We start from the raw sequence: 15140 nt of genomic DNA, 5'->3' as shown, positions 1-15140 counted from the left end.
CCCTGGGGACGAGGTCAGCGCAGCCAGGGCAGGTCGGCACCCGCTTCGTTGGGCTGAAGGCCCTCGGCGACGATCGTCAGGATCTCGCCGAGGGCCTTCGTCTGTTCCGGGGTGAGCCGTTCGAACAACGAGGTCCGTACGGCCTCGACGTGGCCGGGGGCCACCCGTTGCAGTACGTCGCGCCCCGCGTCGGTCAGGACCGCGAACTGTCCCCGCTTGTCGGAGGGGCAGTCCTCTCTGCGGACCCAGCCGTTCTTCTCCAGCCGCGCGATGGCGTGCGAGAGACGAGAGCGGGTGATCTTGGACTTCATCGCGAGCTGGGTCATCCGCAGCCGGTGGCCGGGGGCCTCACCGAGGCCCACCAGCAGTCCGTAGTACATGTGCGGCATGCCGGCGTCGCGTTGGAGCTGCCGGTCGAGGTAGTCGTCGAGGAGCGTCGACGCGTGCACGTAGGCACGCCAGACAAACTGCTCCTCTTCGGTGAGCCACTGCGGCTCCGGGGTAGGGGAGGGGGATGCCTTCATGTACTCCACAGTAACGCTCCCATCATTGAATTTTAAACAAACAGGTCGTAGGGTATGTAGGAAGATGTTGCAGTTTTGAAGCAAGGCTCGAAACGGGGCCGATCGAGACAAGGTCGGCCGAAAACGAGGTCGGCCGAAACAAGGGAGAGTCGCCGCCATGTCCGCCGCCAGTCAGCGCATGCCCGCCCTGTACCTCAGTCACGGGGCGCCGCCGCTCGCCGACGATCCCCTCTGGCCCGGCCAGCTCGCCGCGTGGTCGGCGGAGCTGCCGCGACCCAGGGCGATCCTCATCGTCTCGGCGCACTGGGAGGAGGCCCCCCTCGCCCTCGGTGCCGTCAACCCCGTCCCCCTTGTCTACGACTTCTGGGGCTTCCCTGAGCACTACTACCGGGTCACGTACGACGCCCCGGGCGCACCGGGGCTCGCGGAGAGCGTGCGCAAGCTGCTGCGCGCCCCCGGTATTCCCGTGCAGGACATCCCGGACCGGGGTCTGGACCACGGCGCCTACGTCCCGCTGGTGGAGATGTTCCCGGACGCGGACGTCCCTGTCCTCCAGATCTCGATGCCCACCCTCGATCCGGTGAGACTCATGGACATCGGCCGCAAGCTCGCGCCCCTGCGCGACGAGGGCGTGCTGATCGTCGGCTCCGGCTTCTTCACCCACAACCTCGCGGCCCTGCGGGGGTCCGGGGTGCCGTCCTGGTCCGTCGAGTTCGACGAGTGGGGGCGGCGGGCGCTGGAGTCCCACGACTGGGACGGGCTGCTGGACTTCCTGGAGAAGGCGCCGGCCGGGCGGTACGCGCACCCGCGTACGGAGCACTTCGCGCCGTTGTTCGTGACGATGGGGGTCGCGGACGCGGTGGGGGAGCTGGACTCGCAGCGGTCGGTGATCGACGGGTTCTGGCTGGGGCTGGCGAAGAGGTCGGTGCAGTTCGGGTGAGGGAGTTCCGGGCGGGCGGGGCCTAGAGGCCGGCCTAGAGGGCCTTCTCGTACCAGGCGACGTCCCAGTAGCGGCCGAACTTCCGTCCCACCTCGCGGTACGTCCCGAGGTGCTGGAACCCGAAGCGCTCGTGGAGCCGGGTCGATGCCTCGTTGGGCTGTGCGATACCCGCGTACGCGCGGTGGAGGTCCTCTTTGCCCAGGGCGGCGAAGAGGGCCTCGTACAGGAGCGTGCCCACGCCTCGGCCGCCCGCGCCCGGCGCGACGTACACCGTGACCTCCACGGACGTGGAGTACGCCGCCTTCGGACGGTAAGGGCTGGATGTGGCGTACCCCAGAATCTCCTGAGAGTCCGTGTCCGTGGCAACCATCAGCCGGTACGGGCCGTCTTCAGGGTGGGAGAGCAGCCAAGGACGGCGTTCTTCCACCGTGAAAACCGCGGTGTCGAATGTGATGGGCGTCTCACGGACGTAGTGGTTGTACAGCTCGGTGAGCGCGGCGAGATCCGCCTCGACTCCTGGCCTGACCTGCACCTCTGTGGGTTCCGACACCATTCGCCTCCTCCGCGTGGCCGGGCAGGATACTGCAAGATCAGAAAATTGGGGGCATGGGTTGGGAATTCTGTCCTGATTCCAGTCGTTGTTTCCATCGAGCGGATCTGAGGGACCCGGGGCAGGAGACCGGATCCGGCGGACCCGGTCAGGACCACCCGACAGCCCACCATCGCAAGGGAGCTCGCATGGCAACCCGTGCCGTCGCCCGTCGTCAGTCCGCCAGCGGCGAGACAGGCGCCGCGGCCCGCAGCGTTCGCGCCACCGGCGGGGAGATCGCCGACCGCGATCTGGTCGGCATGTACCTCGACGAGATCGCGCGTACCCCCCTGCTCGACGCCGCCAAGGAAGTCGAGCTGTCGCAGATCATCGAGGCGGGTGTGTTCGCCCAGCAGCTTCTCGACGGCTTCGAGGAGTCCCCCTCCGGCGCCACGCGCGAGGAGCTGGAGGCCCTGGTCGCCGCGAGCGAGCGCGCGAAGGACGTCTTCATCCGCTCCAACCTCCGCCTCGTCGTCGCCGTCGCGCGCCGCTACCCGCGCAGTGGCCTGCCCCTGCTCGACCTGATCCAGGAGGGCAACGCGGGCCTGGTGCGCGCGGTCGAGAAGTTCGACTACCGCAAGGGCTTCAAGTTCTCGACGTACGCGACGTGGTGGATCCGCCAGGCCATCACGCGCTCCATAGCCGACCAGTCCCGTACGATCCGGCTCCCTGTCCACCTGGTCGAGGAGCTGGGCCGTATCCGCCGGGTCCAGCGCGAGTTCAACCGCGAGCACGGGCGCGATCCCGAGCCCGCCGAGATCGCGAAGGAGCTGGGCTCCAACCCCGCGCGCGTCGTCGACGTCCTCGACTGGGCCCGTGACCCGGTCTCGCTCAACATGGCCGTGGACGACGAGGGGGAGACGCAGTTCGGCGACCTCCTGGAGGACACGTCGGCGGTGAGCCCCGAGCAGTCCGTCCTGACCCTGCTGCGCAGCGAGGAGCTGGACGGCCTCATCGACCGCCTCGACCCCCGCACCGCCTCCATCATCAAGATGCGGTACGGCATCGAGGACGGCCGCGAGCGCACGCTGACCGAGGTCGGCAAGGAGCACGGGCTCACGCGCGAGCGCATCCGGCAGATCGAGAAGCACGCGCTGCTCGAACTGAAGAAGCTCGCGCGGGACACGGGGTTCGAGGCGGCGGCTTAGTGAACACCCGTGCGTGAAGCCGGAGTTGGGTTTCAGGCCACACCTTGCTCGCCCCTGGCGAACATGGCCCCTCCCCGGCTTCAACCACCGATTCCAAGGGAACAAGTCTCCAGGGAACGGGAGTTCACCCCTACGTACGAGAAACCTCGCACCCCCCGAACCCGTTGACCCCCCAACAGAGACCACGTCCCGACGCACTCCCCCCGGCGCCGGGACCACCCCAGCCGGGCTTCGGCACCCTCCCCCCCCGGGCGCCGAAGCCCGGCTCTTCCCACCCAGGGCGGCCACACGAAGAAGGGCGAGCCACCCCGAACCTGAACCCCGGGGTGGCCCACCCAAACCCCAGATTGTGCCACACCCCCTCCTCCAAAAACCGCCCACACCCGCAGCACACACGGGCCACAGCCGGGGGCGCCCGCGCCGCACCACGAGCCGCCCCGCACCCGCCCACCCGGCTCGCGCAGCTACGGCAGGCCGCGCAGCACCACGAGGTGCCTCGTACCCGCTCGCTTGGCTTGCGTAGCTGTGGCCGGCTGCGCCGCACCACGAGCTGCCCCGCACCCGCTCACCCGGCTCGCGCAGCTACGGCAGACCGCGCCGCACCCCCCACACCCGCCCTCCGCCGCCCACCCAGCTGCGGGCAGTCGTGCCTCCCCCAGTGCCCGAAGGGCCTGGGAGGTACCCCCATGGGGCGGCACGGGTGGGCGCAGCGGCACCCCGCCAGCGCGGGCAAGCGCCAACGCCCCCACCCCAGCCCCCACCGAACCCGCACTCACCCCGCACCCCCAGCCACACCAACCCCCCCCCGCCTCAGCCCCCCACCCCACCAGCCCTCCCCAACCGCTCCCCCAACTCCCGTACGCACCGCCCCAGTTCCTCCGGTCCCTCCACCGCGAACTCCACCCCCACCAGCGCCAGATGCACGGCCAGCCACTCCACAGGCCCCCCGATCGCCCCCCGCACCCTGCACCCCCCGTCCACTTCTTCCGCCACGGCCCCCAGCCACCCCGGCACCCGAGCCCCCACCTCCTCCGCGCTCCCGGCGAAGACGACCGAGAACGCGTACGTGTCCCGCCGCCCGGAGAGCGCCCGCCGTACCAACTCCACCGCACCCCCTTCCGGCAGCTCCCGCGGAGCGAACCGCGCGCCGGTGGCGAACGGCTCGCTCACCCGGTCGACGCGGAACGTCCGCCAGTCCCCCCGGTCGAGGTCGTACGCGACGAGATACCACCGCTGCCCGGTGGACACGAGCCGATACGGCTCGACGAGCCGCCGGCTGGCCACCCCGTCCCGCGCGCTGTACGCGAACCGCAGCCGCTCGGTCCCGGCGACGGCGGAGGCGATGGCGGTCAGGGTCTCCGGCGGAATCCGATTCCCGTCCCCACCGGTGAGCGGCGCGGTGGCGGCCTGCAACGTGGCCACCCGCCGCCGCAACCGCGCCGGCAGCACCTGCTCCAGCTTCGCCAGCGCCCGCACGGACGCCTCGTCGACCCCGGCGACCGCGTGCCCGGCCCCCGCCCGCAGCCCCACGGCGATGGCGACGGCCTCCTCGTCGTCGAGCACGAGCGGCGGCATCGCCTTCCCGGCGACCAGCCGGTACCCCCCGTCGGCCCCCATGGTCGCCTGCACGGGATACCCCAGCTCCCGCAGCCGGTCGATGTCCCGCCGAACGGTCCGCCGGGACACCCTGAGCCGCCCGGCCAGCTCACCCCCGGGCCACTCCCGGGGCGTCTGGAGCAACGACAACAGCTGAAGCAGCCGCGCAGGCGTGTCAGTGGTCATGCCCGGAAGGATGCCGCACGTCTAGGCCAGGACCTGACCTAGACGGGAACCGAGCGGAAGGCCCCGGCGCCCCTGACCTGCCCGAAAGTCCGATCATGCCCGATTGAAGTCCGAACCTGTTTACTTTCCGGAAATCTGGGCGTAGCCTCCCACCGAAACCACAAGTTCGGGCATCAGGCGGACATGACCGGACGTGGACCGGACCCCTCGGAGGCGAAGCGATGTACGCACCGGAACGGCAGCAGGAGATCCTGCGCCTCGCCCGCGACGGCGGCCGTGTGGACGTCGTCTCGCTCGCCGAGGAGTTCCAGGTCACGGCGGAGACGATCCGCAGGGACCTGAAGTCCCTGGACCGCGCGGGCCTCGTCCGCAGGGTGCACGGCGGCGCGATACCGGTGGGCCGCCTGGACTTCGAACCGGACCTGGCGGAGCGCGAGTACACGTCCGCCGACGAGAAGGACCGCATCGCGAAGGCGGCCCTCGCGGAACTCCCCACGGACGGCACGCTGATCCTGGACGCCGGTACGACGGTCGCCCGCCTCGCCGCCGCGATCCCCCTCGACGCCACGCTCACGGTCGTCACCCACAGCCTCCCCATCGCCGCGCGCCTCGCGGACCACCCCGGCATCCAGCTCCACCTGGTCGGCGGCCGGGTCCGCCACCGCACGCGGGCGGCCGTCGACGCGTGGGCCCTGCGGGCGTACGGCGAGATCCGCGCCGACGTCCTCTTCGTCGCCGCGAACGGCTTCTCCCCGGCCCACGGCCTCACCACCCCCGACCTCGCGGAGTCCGCGGTCAAGCGCGCGGCCATCGCCGCCGCCCGCCGCGTCGTCCTCCTCGCCGACTCCGCCAAACACGCCCAGGAACACTTCGCCCGCTTCGGCGACCTCACGGACGTGGACCTCCTGATCACGGACCAGGGCCTGGGCGACGAGGAGACGGCGCAGATCGAGGGCGCGGGGACGGAGGTGGTGAGGGCATGAACGCCAGGCACGAGAGGGACGGCGCGGGCACCACGTACGGCGCGGACACCACGTACGACTCAGGCGCCACGTACGCCGTGAGAGCCACGCCCGCCCTCCACCCCACCCGAGACACCGTCCGTACGACCGGTAAGAGCGGCATGATCCTCACCGTCACCCCCAACCCGTCCCTCGACCGCACCTACGAGGTCCCCTCCCTCGACCGGGGCGAGGTCATCCGCGCCACCGGCGAACGCATGGACCCCGGCGGCAAGGGCGTCAACGTGTCGCGCGCGGTCGCGGCGGCGGGACGCCGTACGGTCGCGGTCCTGCCCCTCGGCGGCGCCCCCGGCGCCCTCGTCGCGAACCTCCTCGACGCGCAGGGCATCGAGGTCGCGCCCGTCCCCGTGGCCGGCGCGACCCGTTCCAACATCGCGCTCGCGGAGTCGGACGGCGTCCTCACGAAGATCAACGCGCCCGGCCCCGAACTCTCGCCCGCCGAACAGGAACTCCTCCTGGAGACGGTCCGCGAGCACTCGGCCCACGCGGACTGGATCGCCTGCTGCGGCAGCCTCCCGAGGGGCCTGTCCCCGTCCTGGTACGCCGAGTTGGTCACCCGGGCCCACGAGGCGGGCGCCCGCATCGCCCTGGACACCTCGGGCCCGGCGCTCCTGGAGGCGCTCCGCGCGGGCCCGGACGTGGTCAAGCCGAACGCGGAGGAACTGTCGGAGGCGGTGGGCCGCCCCCTGCGGACGATCGGCGACGCCCTCAAGGCGGCGGAACAACTCCGCGACATGGGCGCCCGAGCGGTCCTGGCCAGCCTGGGCGCCGACGGCCAGCTCCTCCTGGACGCGACGGGCACGTACCACGCGACGGCCCAGGTCACGTCGGTCCGCAGCAACGTAGGGGCGGGCGACTCCTCCCTGGCCGGCTTCCTGATCGCCGGCGGCACCGGCCCGGCCGCCCTCGCCTCGGCGGTGGCCCACGGCGCGGCAGCCGTCCAGCTCCCGGGCAGCGTCATGCCGACGCCCGCCGACCTGGACCCGTCCTCGGTGACCTTGACGTCGACGGTCCCGGTGGACCGCGAACTGAGAGAGCCGACGTCATGAGCCCACGCGTACGCGTCGCGGACCCGCACCTGCTTCACGGCCTGCACCTGCTTCACGGCCTGCACCCGCTCCACGACCCGCACCCGCTCCACCGCCCGCGCACGGCTGCGGCCCGCCGCGCCGCCCGCTCCGGCCCGCACTCGCCCGCCTCCCCGCTCGAAGAGCCCGGGGGAGGCACCCCGCGAGCGCGGGCGAGCGCCGGTGCTCCCGCGACGGCACCCCTCGACGCCGGACCCCACACCCCTCGGCCACCCCACCTCGCCCCCACGCGGCAGAGCCCGTCGTTAACCGCGGCCCTCGCCACCCCCGTCCCCGACTCCACCCCCGCCCCACTGGCGATACGCGTGCGAAGGAGCCCGCGATGAGCGACATGATCACCGCGGACCTGGTCGACCTCGACCTGTCCGCCGAGAGCAAGGAAGCGGCGGCGCGATCTCTCGCCGTCCGCATGGTGACCCAGGGCCGCGTGACCGACCTGGACGGCTTCCTCGCGGACGTCGCCGCGCGGGAGGCGCAGATGCCGACCGGCCTGGACGGCGGCATCGGCATCCCGCACTGCCGCAGCGCCCACGTCACGGAGCCGACGCTGGCCTTCGGCCGGGCCACCCCCGGCATCGACTTCGGCGCCCCGGACGGCCCCGCCGACCTGATCTTCCTGATCGCCGCCCCGGCGGGCGCGGACGACGCCCACCTCACGATCCTCTCCGCGCTGGCCCGCCAGCTGATGAACACGGAGTTCACGGACGCGCTGCGCGCGGTCGGGAACCCGGAGACGGCGGCGGCCCTGATCCGCGGCGACCGGTCCCCGCAGGACCTGGCCGCCGACGAAGACTCCGCTGCGGCACCGGTGGCGGCCTCCACCGGTGCCGCAGCGGCAGAACCCGCCGCGCCGGATGCCCCCTTCCGCATCGTCGCCGTCACCTCCTGCCCCACCGGCATCGCCCACACGTACATGGCCGCCGAGTCCCTGGAGAACGCGGGCCGCGAGGCGGGCGTACAGCTCACCGTCGAGACGCAGGGCTCCGCCGGCTTCACCCGCCTCGACCCGCAGCTCATCGCGGACGCGGACGGCGTGATCTTCGCGCACGACGTCCCGGTCCGCGACAAGGACCGCTTCGCCGGCAAGCCGACGGTCGACGTCGGCGTGAAGGCCGGCATCAACCGCCCGTCGGAGCTGATCGCCGAGGTCAGGGACAAGGCGGCCAGGGGAGTGGTGACGACGGGTTCGGCGCCGACCCCGGTGGAGCGCGCGGGCGACTCCACGGAGGGATACGGCACGAAGCTGCGCAAGTGGCTGATGTCCGGCGTGAGTTACATGGTCCCCTTCGTCGCGGCGGGCGGTCTCCTGATCGCCCTCGGCTTCGCGATCGGCGGCTACAAGATCAACAAGGCGCCGTCGGTGATGGACCACTTCCTGTGGACCCAGGCCGACAGCTGGGCGGCGCTGCTGTTCCAGGTCGGCGCCGTCTCCTTCGGCTTCCTGGTACCGGTCCTCGCGGGGTACATCGCGTACGGCATGGCGGACCGCCCCGGCCTCGTCCCCGGCTTCGTCGGCGGCATGATCGCCTCCACCATCAACGCCGGCTTCCTCGGCGGCCTCGCGGCGGGCCTCCTCGCGGGCGGCGTGGTGATCGGCATCCAGAAGGTGCAGATCCCTGCGGCGCTGCGCGGCATCATGCCGGTGGTGGTGATCCCGCTGATCTCCACGGCGATCGTCGGGTTCCTGATGTTCGTGGTGATCGGCAAGCCGATCGCGTCCGCGCAGAAGGGCATGACCGACTGGCTGAACGGCCTCACCGGCTCCAACGCGATCCTGCTGGGCGCGCTCCTCGGCCTGATGATGTGCTTCGACCTCGGCGGGCCGGTCAACAAGGTCGCGTACACCTTCGCCACGGCCGGCATCGCCGTCACCGACCCCAGTGACTCGGCGATGAAGGTCATGGCCGCGGTGATGGCCGCCGGCATGGTCCCGCCGCTGGCGATGGCCCTCGCGACGACGCTCCGCGCGAAGCTCTTCACGGAGACGGAACGCGAGAACGGCAAAGCGGCGTGGGTACTGGGCGCGTCGTTCATCTCGGAGGGCGCGATCCCGTTCGCCGCGGCCGACCCCCTGCGCGTCATCCCCGCCTCGATGGTGGGCGGCGCGGCCACGGGCGCCCTGTCGATGGCCTTCGACGCGACACTCCGCGCCCCGCACGGAGGCATCTTCGTGGTCCCGCTGATCGGCAACCCCTTCCTCTACCTGATCGCCCTGGCGGCGGGCGTGGCCATCACCACCGCCCTGGTGATCCTCCTGAAGGGCCTGCGCAAAGCGACCCCGGCGGCCCCTCAGCCCGAGGAACCCCTCACCCGGCCCACCGACCGCAAGCACCCGATAGCGGCGTAGCCCCCCCACCCCACTCCTCGGCCGCGGCCCCCCGAATCGGGCCGCGGCCGAGGCTTTTCCCCGCTCGGACGCTCCGCCGAACACCCCCTCGCACGCCCCCCGACCGCCCCACGCGCCCTTCACAACTCCCAAGCCCCACACGCGCATTCAATACCCCCCGCGAGCCCTGCGAGATCCGTCACGATCCGCCACAAAGGTAACGATTCGTGGTGTCTACTGGTTCCCATGCCCGCGAACCTCACCCTCCCCCAACTGGCAGCCCTGACCACCCTCACCCTCGCGGCCCTGGCCTGGTTGACCGTCCTGACCCGCACCCTCCGCCGCCCCCGCCCGCACCAGCCGTACGGCCCCCTCCTGCGCACCACCCCGCTGGTCCGCCGCCCCGACGGCCTCCCCGCGCTCCCACGCCAACGCCGCACGGGCCCCGCAGCGGAATCGGCCCCCCTCACGCCGGCGGAGGAGCATGCCTTCGCGACGTTGGTCCGCCGCTTGGCGGACGACCGCTGAAGAGCCAACCCCCGACACAGCTACGACAGTTGCGCGGCCCGCCGCTCCATGCCCGCCCGCGCCTCCTCCTCCGTCGCGTACACCTCACACATGTGCCGCCCGTCCGGCGTCACCGTGTGCTCCACCTCCCACAGCGACACCTCCTCCCCGTCGGCCAGCAGGAACGCGTGCTCGTACAGCGCGAACCCGATCCCCGCCCGCCCCGCCCGGCAGGGCCGCCCGAACGCCTGGGTGATCTCGTACGCCGACGCCGCGGACACCCGCTCCACCAACTCCCGCCCCGGCCGGTCGGAGTTCTCCGCCCGCCGCAGCAACCGCCGTACGTGATCGGCGGAATCCCCCCGCACGTACATGTGCCGAGGCACCGGCATGGCCGCCAGTTGCACGGACACCGGCAGCTCGAACTCCGGCGAGTCCAGGGGTAACGGCAGCCGCGAGGTCGCCTCCCGCAACTCCTCCGGCTCGGCGTACACCTCGTGCTGCGACTCCCCGCCGGCCGTGATGTTGTGCACCAGCTCCCACAGCGTGAGCGCCGTACCGTCCGCGAGCAGCCACGTGTGCCGGTACGTCTCCCGGTGCAGCCCCGCGCTGTGGTGCGCGGAGTGCAGCGAACTGTCGTGCGCCAGCGCGCAGTCGAGCTGCCTCAGCACCTCGTCGGCGAGCTCGAAGGAGTTCAGGGCCCGCCCGAGGAGCCGCGCGAGGTGCTCCTCCGGGGACTCCGGCGACTCAAATGGTTCGTACGCCGCCATCTCGTACGGAACGCTCAAGGTTTCTCCCGGCGTTGCTGCATGTCACCTTGTGGGTGCATACGGTAGCCCCTCACCCGGACACCGCGCCCGGCGAACGGCAAAACGTATGCCCGATAAAACGCAGCCTCACCCCAAGAAGTTCCCCCCACCCAGACAAACCACGAAAACCCCACCCCACACCCATACGCCCCTACGGGCCCGCCCAGACCTAGCCGACTACGGTCCGCCACACCGCACCCCACCGACCCGCACACCCGGCGGACGGCCGCGCCGCACCCGCCCTCCGTTGCCCGCAGCGGCACCCCGCCAGCACGGGCAAGCGCCAACGCCCCCACCCCCTTCCCGCGCCCCGCACCTACGCCCGCACCCCTCACCCGTACAACTCCCGATACGAAGGCCACACACCCCCCACCCCCTCCACCGACTCCGCCGCCCGCGCAGCCCTCACGATCGCCCGAGTCACAGCATCCGCCCCCGCCTCCAGCACCTCGTTCAACGCCAACGGATCCCCCTCGTCCAGCGCCCGAGCCCCCGTGGCCAGCGCGAACACCGTGTCCCCGTCGTTCAGCAGATGCACAGGACGAACGGCCCGGGCGATCCCGTCATGGGAAACCCCCGCCAACTTCTGGGCCTGTGCCTTGGACAGGGCGAGGTCCGTGGCGACGACGGCCAGCGTCGTGTTGAGCGGCGGAGGGGCGTACGCGGCAGCACACTCGGCCATCCGGGCCCGCGCAGCCTCATGCACCCGAGCTTCGGGCAACTCCCCCCGCCCCAGCACCAGTTCCCCGTACAACGCCCCGGTCCCAGGCTCCACCACGGACCCCGCCGCGTTGAGCACGACCAGCGCCCCCACCGTGCCCCCGGACGGCAACCGCACCCCGGCGGTCCCGACACCCCCCTTCAACACCCCGGCAACAGCCCCCGTACCCGCCCCGACACACCCCTCGACGACCGGCGCCCCGACCCCGCTCGCCGCGGCGGCCTCGACCGCAGCCCGCCCCATCCCCGCATCGGGCCGGGCCCGAAAATCCCCACCCCGCCCCAGATCGAACACACACGCGGCAGGCACGACCGGCACCACATGCCCCACCTCGGGCCCCACCCGAACCCCCCGCCCCCGCTCCTCCAGCCAGCCCATCACCCCGGACGCGGAGTCGAGCCCGTACGCGCTCCCCCCGGTGAGCACGACCGCCTCAACCCGCCGCACCACGTTCCGAGGATCCAGCGCGTCGGTCTCCTTCGTCCCCGGCCCACCCCCACGCACATCGACGGCCCCCACCGCACCCCCCTCCGGCGCAAGCACGACGGTCGTCCCGGTCAACCACCCACCCCCGACCCGAGTGGCATGCCCAACCCGAATCCCGGCAACGTCAGTCAAAGCGTCAACTGTCATACGGCCAGTCTCCCTTCACCCAACACCCACCCCGCACACCACAACCGCCCCTCTTCCCCCCTGCACCTGCCCCCACCGGCACCCCCGACCCACCCCCAAACCTCCCGCGCCCCCGCCGCAGCCGCCCCGCACGCACAACCCCCTCATCCCACAGCCCCCTCCCGAGCCACCATCCGCGCGGTCAGCATCGTCCCCGTCACCACCGTGAGCCCCGCCACCACCCCAGCCGCAAGCACCCCCCACCGCCCCAGAAACGTGCAGCACAGCACCAGCACCGCAGCCCCCGGCAACACCGCCTGCTGCGCGAGCCCCACCTTGAAGTGCCGGGAGTGCAACGCCCACACGGTCACCAGATACAGCGCCGTCGGCACGGTCACGGCCGCCGCTGCCGCCACAGCGGAGATGTGCGCCTTCCCGACCGCCTCCTCCACCCCCACTTCGAGCCCCGCCCCGATCGCGGCGGCCGACGCGAAGACGAGGTAGTGGCCGTACCCCCACAGGAACGCCTGCCGGTTGGAGCGCAGATGCCCGTGGACGGGCACCACGAAGTAGATCCACCACGCGGCGAACACGATCAGCAGCCCACCGGCGGCGATCGGCACCAACTCGCCCAGCGCGTCGTGCTCGTCGACCGCCGACTTCACCGCGACCGTCGCCGCCGCGATCGTCTCGCCCAGCACGATGATCGTGAACAGCCCGTACCGCTCGGCGATGTGATGCGGATGCCACGCGGTCTGGAAGTCCCGCTCCGCGAACACCGGCACGCTCAGCTCGGCGACCACCATCACGAGGAACACCCACGCCCGCGCGTCCTCGGGGAACACGAGCAGCCCCAGCCACCCCACCTGGCACGCCAGCACCCCCAGGGCGTACCGCAGCGCCACGGCCCGCTCCGCGCCGGCCGTCGACACCGCCGCTCTCAGCCACTGCGCGACCATCGCCAGCCGCATGATCAGGTACCCGAGCCACACGACCAGGAAGTCCCGCCCGTCGAAGGCCCGTGACACCCCGGCCGCCAGCACCAGCACGCCCGCGATCTGGACGAGCGTCACGACCCGGTACGGCACGTCGTCGTTGTCGTACGCGGAGGCGAACCACGAGAAGTTCATCCAGGCCCACCACACGGAGAAGAACACCATCGCGTAGTGCATGACCCCCTGCCCCGCGTGCCCCTCCGCCACGGCGTGCACCAGCCCGACGCCCGCCTGCGCGACCGCCACCACGAAGCACAGGTCGAAGAACAGCTCCAGCGGCGACGCCACCCGGTGCGCCTCGTCGCGCCCGCGCGCGGTGAGCCGCCGTACGGGCCGCCCCGGACGAGGCGAGCCGGGGGCACCGGAGGAAGTACCCGAAGGAACCGAACTGGTCGTCATGCCCACCAGCACAGCAGACCCCGCTTTCCCCCGCACGACGGACCCGCCCCGTTCCCTCCGGGACCCGTACCCTGGAGGGATGAGCACCCCCTCCGCCGCCGAACCCCGTGACCCGAAGGCCGCGCTGGTCTTCGACGACCCTCTGGACCGCCAGTCCTCGGACGACACGGACCGCGGCTGGGGCGAGTCCGCCACGACGACCGGCGACGCGGCGGCCGACCTCAAGCGCTTCTTCGACGAGAAGCCGCCCCACCACATCTGAGGCCCCCCGGAAAAGCCGGACGGCCCCGCGGGCACGGCCGGACGCCGCCCGCAGGGCCGAGGGGAACGCGCCTACCGCCCGTCGTGCCCCGAACCGCGCTGGGCGACCAGAGCGTCCCGGATCTCCTTGAGGACCTCCAGCTCGGAGACCTCGATGACCTCCTGCGCGCCCTCCTTGGCCTTCTGCCGGGCGGTCTGCCGCGCCAGGTACTTCGACATCGGCAGCACCATCAGGAAGTACACGACCGCGGCCGTGATCACGAAGCTCAGCGTCGCCCCGAGCACCGACCCCCACTGGATGAGGACGCCGCTCTCCAGCGAGCCGTCGGCCGCCAGCTTGCACGGCTCCTTCAGGCACGTGCTGTAGCTGTCCAGGTTCTTCGTGCCGATCGCACCCACCAGCGGGTTGATGACGCCCTTCACCACCGAGTTGACGATGTTCGTGAAGGCGGCGCCGATGACCACCGCGACTGCCAGATCGACGACGTTGCCACGCGTCAGGAAGGCCTTGAAGCCGTCCCAGACACCGGCCCCCTTCTTCTCGCTCACCTCGGTGACACTCCTCACTTGCTCCGACTGCGGAACGAACAGCTCCGCAACTTACGTCAGAGCGAGGCGTACATGTCCAATTCGGTAGCTCGAACGAGGGACTTGACGGCGGCGAACCGTACACATATCGGACGAAGCCCCTCACCACAGCGTCACCGCCAGCCGCTGCGTGACCCCCGCGCCGGCCAGTCGCGCGGCGGCCTCGCGAGGAACGGAGAGGACGACCAGGGCCCCGCTGTCCGCGCCCGCGCCCAGCGGCTCGGGCACCTTCGACACCAGCGCCCCGCGCGCCACGACCCGGGCCTCGCCCCCGTCCGTCGCGGTCTGCGCGGAGGCGATCACGTCGACCCGGTCGCCGGGCCGCAGCAGCCGTACCGTCTCCGCGTCGGCGATCCGCACCGGCGCCGACACGGTCCCGACGGCGACCGGCCTGCCAGGCGGGGCGGCGGTGCGAGGAGGGGCGGCGTGAGGGCGGCCACGGGCCCGCTCGGCGGCGTCCTGGCCGCCGCCCCGGGCCCCCGCCGCCACGAGCGCCGCGGCGGTGACCGCGAGCCCCAGCGCCAGTGCCCGCCGGCGCTGCCGCCCGAGCCGCCGCAGCAGATGCCCCGCACCCCGCACCCGCACGGGCGAGAAGTGCGGCACCTCGCAGGTGGCCGGAGTGTCCGCACCGGCCGGGCAGACGTCGGACGAGGAAGGAGAGGGCGGAACGGTCATGGGGATCACCACCGGCGACGAAGGGACGGCCGCCCGGCACCCCGGCGGACCGCACAGGCCGCACATCCGGCCTGCGAGATCCACGATGACCTGCCCCGCAACCCTCCGCAGCGGCCTGTGGACAACGCCGGCCCTGTGGAAAACCCCGTCACCC

General features: G+C 72.1%; 15 protein-coding genes. 7 read left to right on the top strand and 8 right to left on the bottom strand.

The features are described from left to right. Window positions 1-14 precede the first annotated feature (14 nt). Window positions 15-524: a MarR family winged helix-turn-helix transcriptional regulator gene (locus ACQCO7_RS17930; protein ID WP_029183331.1), complete on the bottom strand. Its 510-nt coding sequence runs from the start codon at window positions 522-524 to the stop codon at window positions 15-17. A 157-nt stretch (window positions 525-681) separates the two neighbouring features. Here ACQCO7_RS17930 and ACQCO7_RS17925 point away from each other — a divergent pair, with 157 nt between their 5' ends. Continuing rightward, window positions 682-1464 carry a dioxygenase family protein gene (locus ACQCO7_RS17925; protein WP_464072793.1) on the top strand — a complete coding sequence of 261 codons (783 nt, stop codon included), beginning with the start codon at window positions 682-684 and terminating at the stop codon, window positions 1462-1464. Window positions 1465-1498: 34 nt separating this feature from the next. On the opposite strand, the gene ACQCO7_RS17920 is transcribed toward ACQCO7_RS17925, so the two are convergent. Then, the gene (locus ACQCO7_RS17920) at window positions 1499-2017 is read right to left on the bottom strand and encodes an N-acetyltransferase family protein (RefSeq protein WP_464072792.1); all 519 of its coding nucleotides are present in this window, start codon (window positions 2015-2017) and stop codon (window positions 1499-1501) included. 185 nt (window positions 2018-2202) lie between these two features. Between ACQCO7_RS17920 and ACQCO7_RS17915 the strand changes: the two genes are divergently transcribed. Beyond that, the gene (locus tag ACQCO7_RS17915) at window positions 2203-3201 is read left to right on the top strand and encodes a sigma-70 family RNA polymerase sigma factor (RefSeq protein ID WP_464072791.1); all 999 of its coding nucleotides are present in this window, start codon (window positions 2203-2205) and stop codon (window positions 3199-3201) included. A gap of 810 nt (window positions 3202-4011) precedes the next feature. Here ACQCO7_RS17915 and ACQCO7_RS17910 read toward each other — a convergent pair. After that, window positions 4012-4983, bottom strand: coding sequence for a helix-turn-helix transcriptional regulator (locus tag ACQCO7_RS17910; protein ID WP_464072790.1), 972 nt, complete (start codon window positions 4981-4983; stop codon window positions 4012-4014). Window positions 4984-5204: 221 nt separating this feature from the next. Here ACQCO7_RS17910 and ACQCO7_RS17905 point away from each other — a divergent pair, with 221 nt between their 5' ends. From ACQCO7_RS17905 to ACQCO7_RS17890, 4 genes are all read left to right on the top strand, one after another. Next, complete coding sequence (locus ACQCO7_RS17905; protein ID WP_464072789.1) at window positions 5205-5966, top strand: DeoR/GlpR family DNA-binding transcription regulator; 762 nt, start codon at window positions 5205-5207, stop codon at window positions 5964-5966. A gap of 140 nt (window positions 5967-6106) precedes the next feature. Continuing rightward, window positions 6107-7054 carry a 1-phosphofructokinase gene (gene pfkB / locus ACQCO7_RS17900; protein WP_464077228.1) on the top strand — a complete coding sequence of 316 codons (948 nt, stop codon included), beginning with the start codon at window positions 6107-6109 and terminating at the stop codon, window positions 7052-7054. Between the two features lie 361 nt (window positions 7055-7415). Then, window positions 7416-9440 (top strand): PTS fructose transporter subunit IIABC, encoded by a 2025-nt coding sequence (locus ACQCO7_RS17895; RefSeq protein WP_464072788.1) that lies wholly within the window; start codon window positions 7416-7418, stop codon window positions 9438-9440. 225 nt (window positions 9441-9665) lie between these two features. Next, a complete protein-coding gene (locus tag ACQCO7_RS17890; RefSeq protein ID WP_464072787.1) occupies window positions 9666-9947 on the top strand; it encodes a hypothetical protein in 282 nt (93 codons plus the stop codon). Window positions 9948-9967: 20 nt separating this feature from the next. On the opposite strand, the gene ACQCO7_RS17885 is transcribed toward ACQCO7_RS17890, so the two are convergent. The 3 genes from ACQCO7_RS17885 to ACQCO7_RS17875 form a co-directional block, all read right to left on the bottom strand. Then, complete coding sequence (locus tag ACQCO7_RS17885) at window positions 9968-10714, bottom strand: DUF6227 family protein (protein ID WP_010350100.1); 747 nt, start codon at window positions 10712-10714, stop codon at window positions 9968-9970. A gap of 352 nt (window positions 10715-11066) precedes the next feature. Further along, window positions 11067-12089, bottom strand: coding sequence for a P1 family peptidase (locus tag ACQCO7_RS17880; RefSeq protein ID WP_464072786.1), 1023 nt, complete (start codon window positions 12087-12089; stop codon window positions 11067-11069). A 143-nt stretch (window positions 12090-12232) separates the two neighbouring features. Then, window positions 12233-13462, bottom strand: coding sequence for a low temperature requirement protein A (locus ACQCO7_RS17875; RefSeq protein WP_464072785.1), 1230 nt, complete (start codon window positions 13460-13462; stop codon window positions 12233-12235). Between the two features lie 79 nt (window positions 13463-13541). Between ACQCO7_RS17875 and ACQCO7_RS17870 the strand changes: the two genes are divergently transcribed. Next, window positions 13542-13724: a hypothetical protein gene (locus ACQCO7_RS17870; RefSeq protein WP_464072784.1), complete on the top strand. Its 183-nt coding sequence runs from the start codon at window positions 13542-13544 to the stop codon at window positions 13722-13724. Between the two features lie 71 nt (window positions 13725-13795). Here the strand turns inward: ACQCO7_RS17870 and mscL are convergent, their stop codons facing one another. Together mscL and ACQCO7_RS17860 are read right to left on the bottom strand one after the other, a co-directional pair. Further along, window positions 13796-14272, bottom strand: a complete 477-nt coding sequence (mscL, locus tag ACQCO7_RS17865; protein ID WP_010350104.1) for a large conductance mechanosensitive channel protein MscL — start codon at window positions 14270-14272, stop codon at window positions 13796-13798. Window positions 14273-14413: 141 nt separating this feature from the next. Then, the gene (locus tag ACQCO7_RS17860) at window positions 14414-14986 is read right to left on the bottom strand and encodes a hypothetical protein (RefSeq protein ID WP_464072783.1); all 573 of its coding nucleotides are present in this window, start codon (window positions 14984-14986) and stop codon (window positions 14414-14416) included. Window positions 14987-15140: the final 154 nt, after the last annotated feature.

This window comes from Streptomyces saintjeani (assembly GCF_055409605.1).
Note: the sequence above shows the minus strand (reverse complement) of the source record. Positions and strands in the feature narration are given on the sequence as shown.

Excerpts from the sequence above, each read along its gene's own strand:
- ACQCO7_RS17920 (WP_464072792.1), bottom strand. The coding sequence starts at position 2,017 with ATGGTGTCGGAACCCACAGAGGTGCAGGTCAGGCCAGGAGTCGAGGCG.
- ACQCO7_RS17905 (WP_464072789.1), top strand. The coding sequence starts at position 5,205 with ATGTACGCACCGGAACGGCAGCAGGAGATCCTGCGCCTCGCCCGCGAC.
- ACQCO7_RS17895 (WP_464072788.1), top strand. The coding sequence starts at position 7,416 with ATGAGCGACATGATCACCGCGGACCTGGTCGACCTCGACCTGTCCGCC.
- ACQCO7_RS17910 (WP_464072790.1), bottom strand. The coding sequence starts at position 4,983 with ATGACCACTGACACGCCTGCGCGGCTGCTTCAGCTGTTGTCGTTGCTC.
- ACQCO7_RS17860 (WP_464072783.1), bottom strand. The coding sequence starts at position 14,986 with ATGACCGTTCCGCCCTCTCCTTCCTCGTCCGACGTCTGCCCGGCCGGT.
- ACQCO7_RS17930 (WP_029183331.1), bottom strand. The coding sequence starts at position 524 with ATGAAGGCATCCCCCTCCCCTACCCCGGAGCCGCAGTGGCTCACCGAA.
- ACQCO7_RS17925 (WP_464072793.1), top strand. The coding sequence starts at position 682 with ATGTCCGCCGCCAGTCAGCGCATGCCCGCCCTGTACCTCAGTCACGGG.
- ACQCO7_RS17890 (WP_464072787.1), top strand. The coding sequence starts at position 9,666 with ATGCCCGCGAACCTCACCCTCCCCCAACTGGCAGCCCTGACCACCCTC.
- ACQCO7_RS17915 (WP_464072791.1), top strand. The coding sequence starts at position 2,203 with ATGGCAACCCGTGCCGTCGCCCGTCGTCAGTCCGCCAGCGGCGAGACA.
- pfkB (WP_464077228.1), top strand. The coding sequence starts at position 6,107 with ATGATCCTCACCGTCACCCCCAACCCGTCCCTCGACCGCACCTACGAG.
- ACQCO7_RS17880 (WP_464072786.1), bottom strand. The coding sequence starts at position 12,089 with ATGACAGTTGACGCTTTGACTGACGTTGCCGGGATTCGGGTTGGGCAT.
- ACQCO7_RS17875 (WP_464072785.1), bottom strand. The coding sequence starts at position 13,462 with ATGACGACCAGTTCGGTTCCTTCGGGTACTTCCTCCGGTGCCCCCGGC.
- ACQCO7_RS17870 (WP_464072784.1), top strand. The coding sequence starts at position 13,542 with ATGAGCACCCCCTCCGCCGCCGAACCCCGTGACCCGAAGGCCGCGCTG.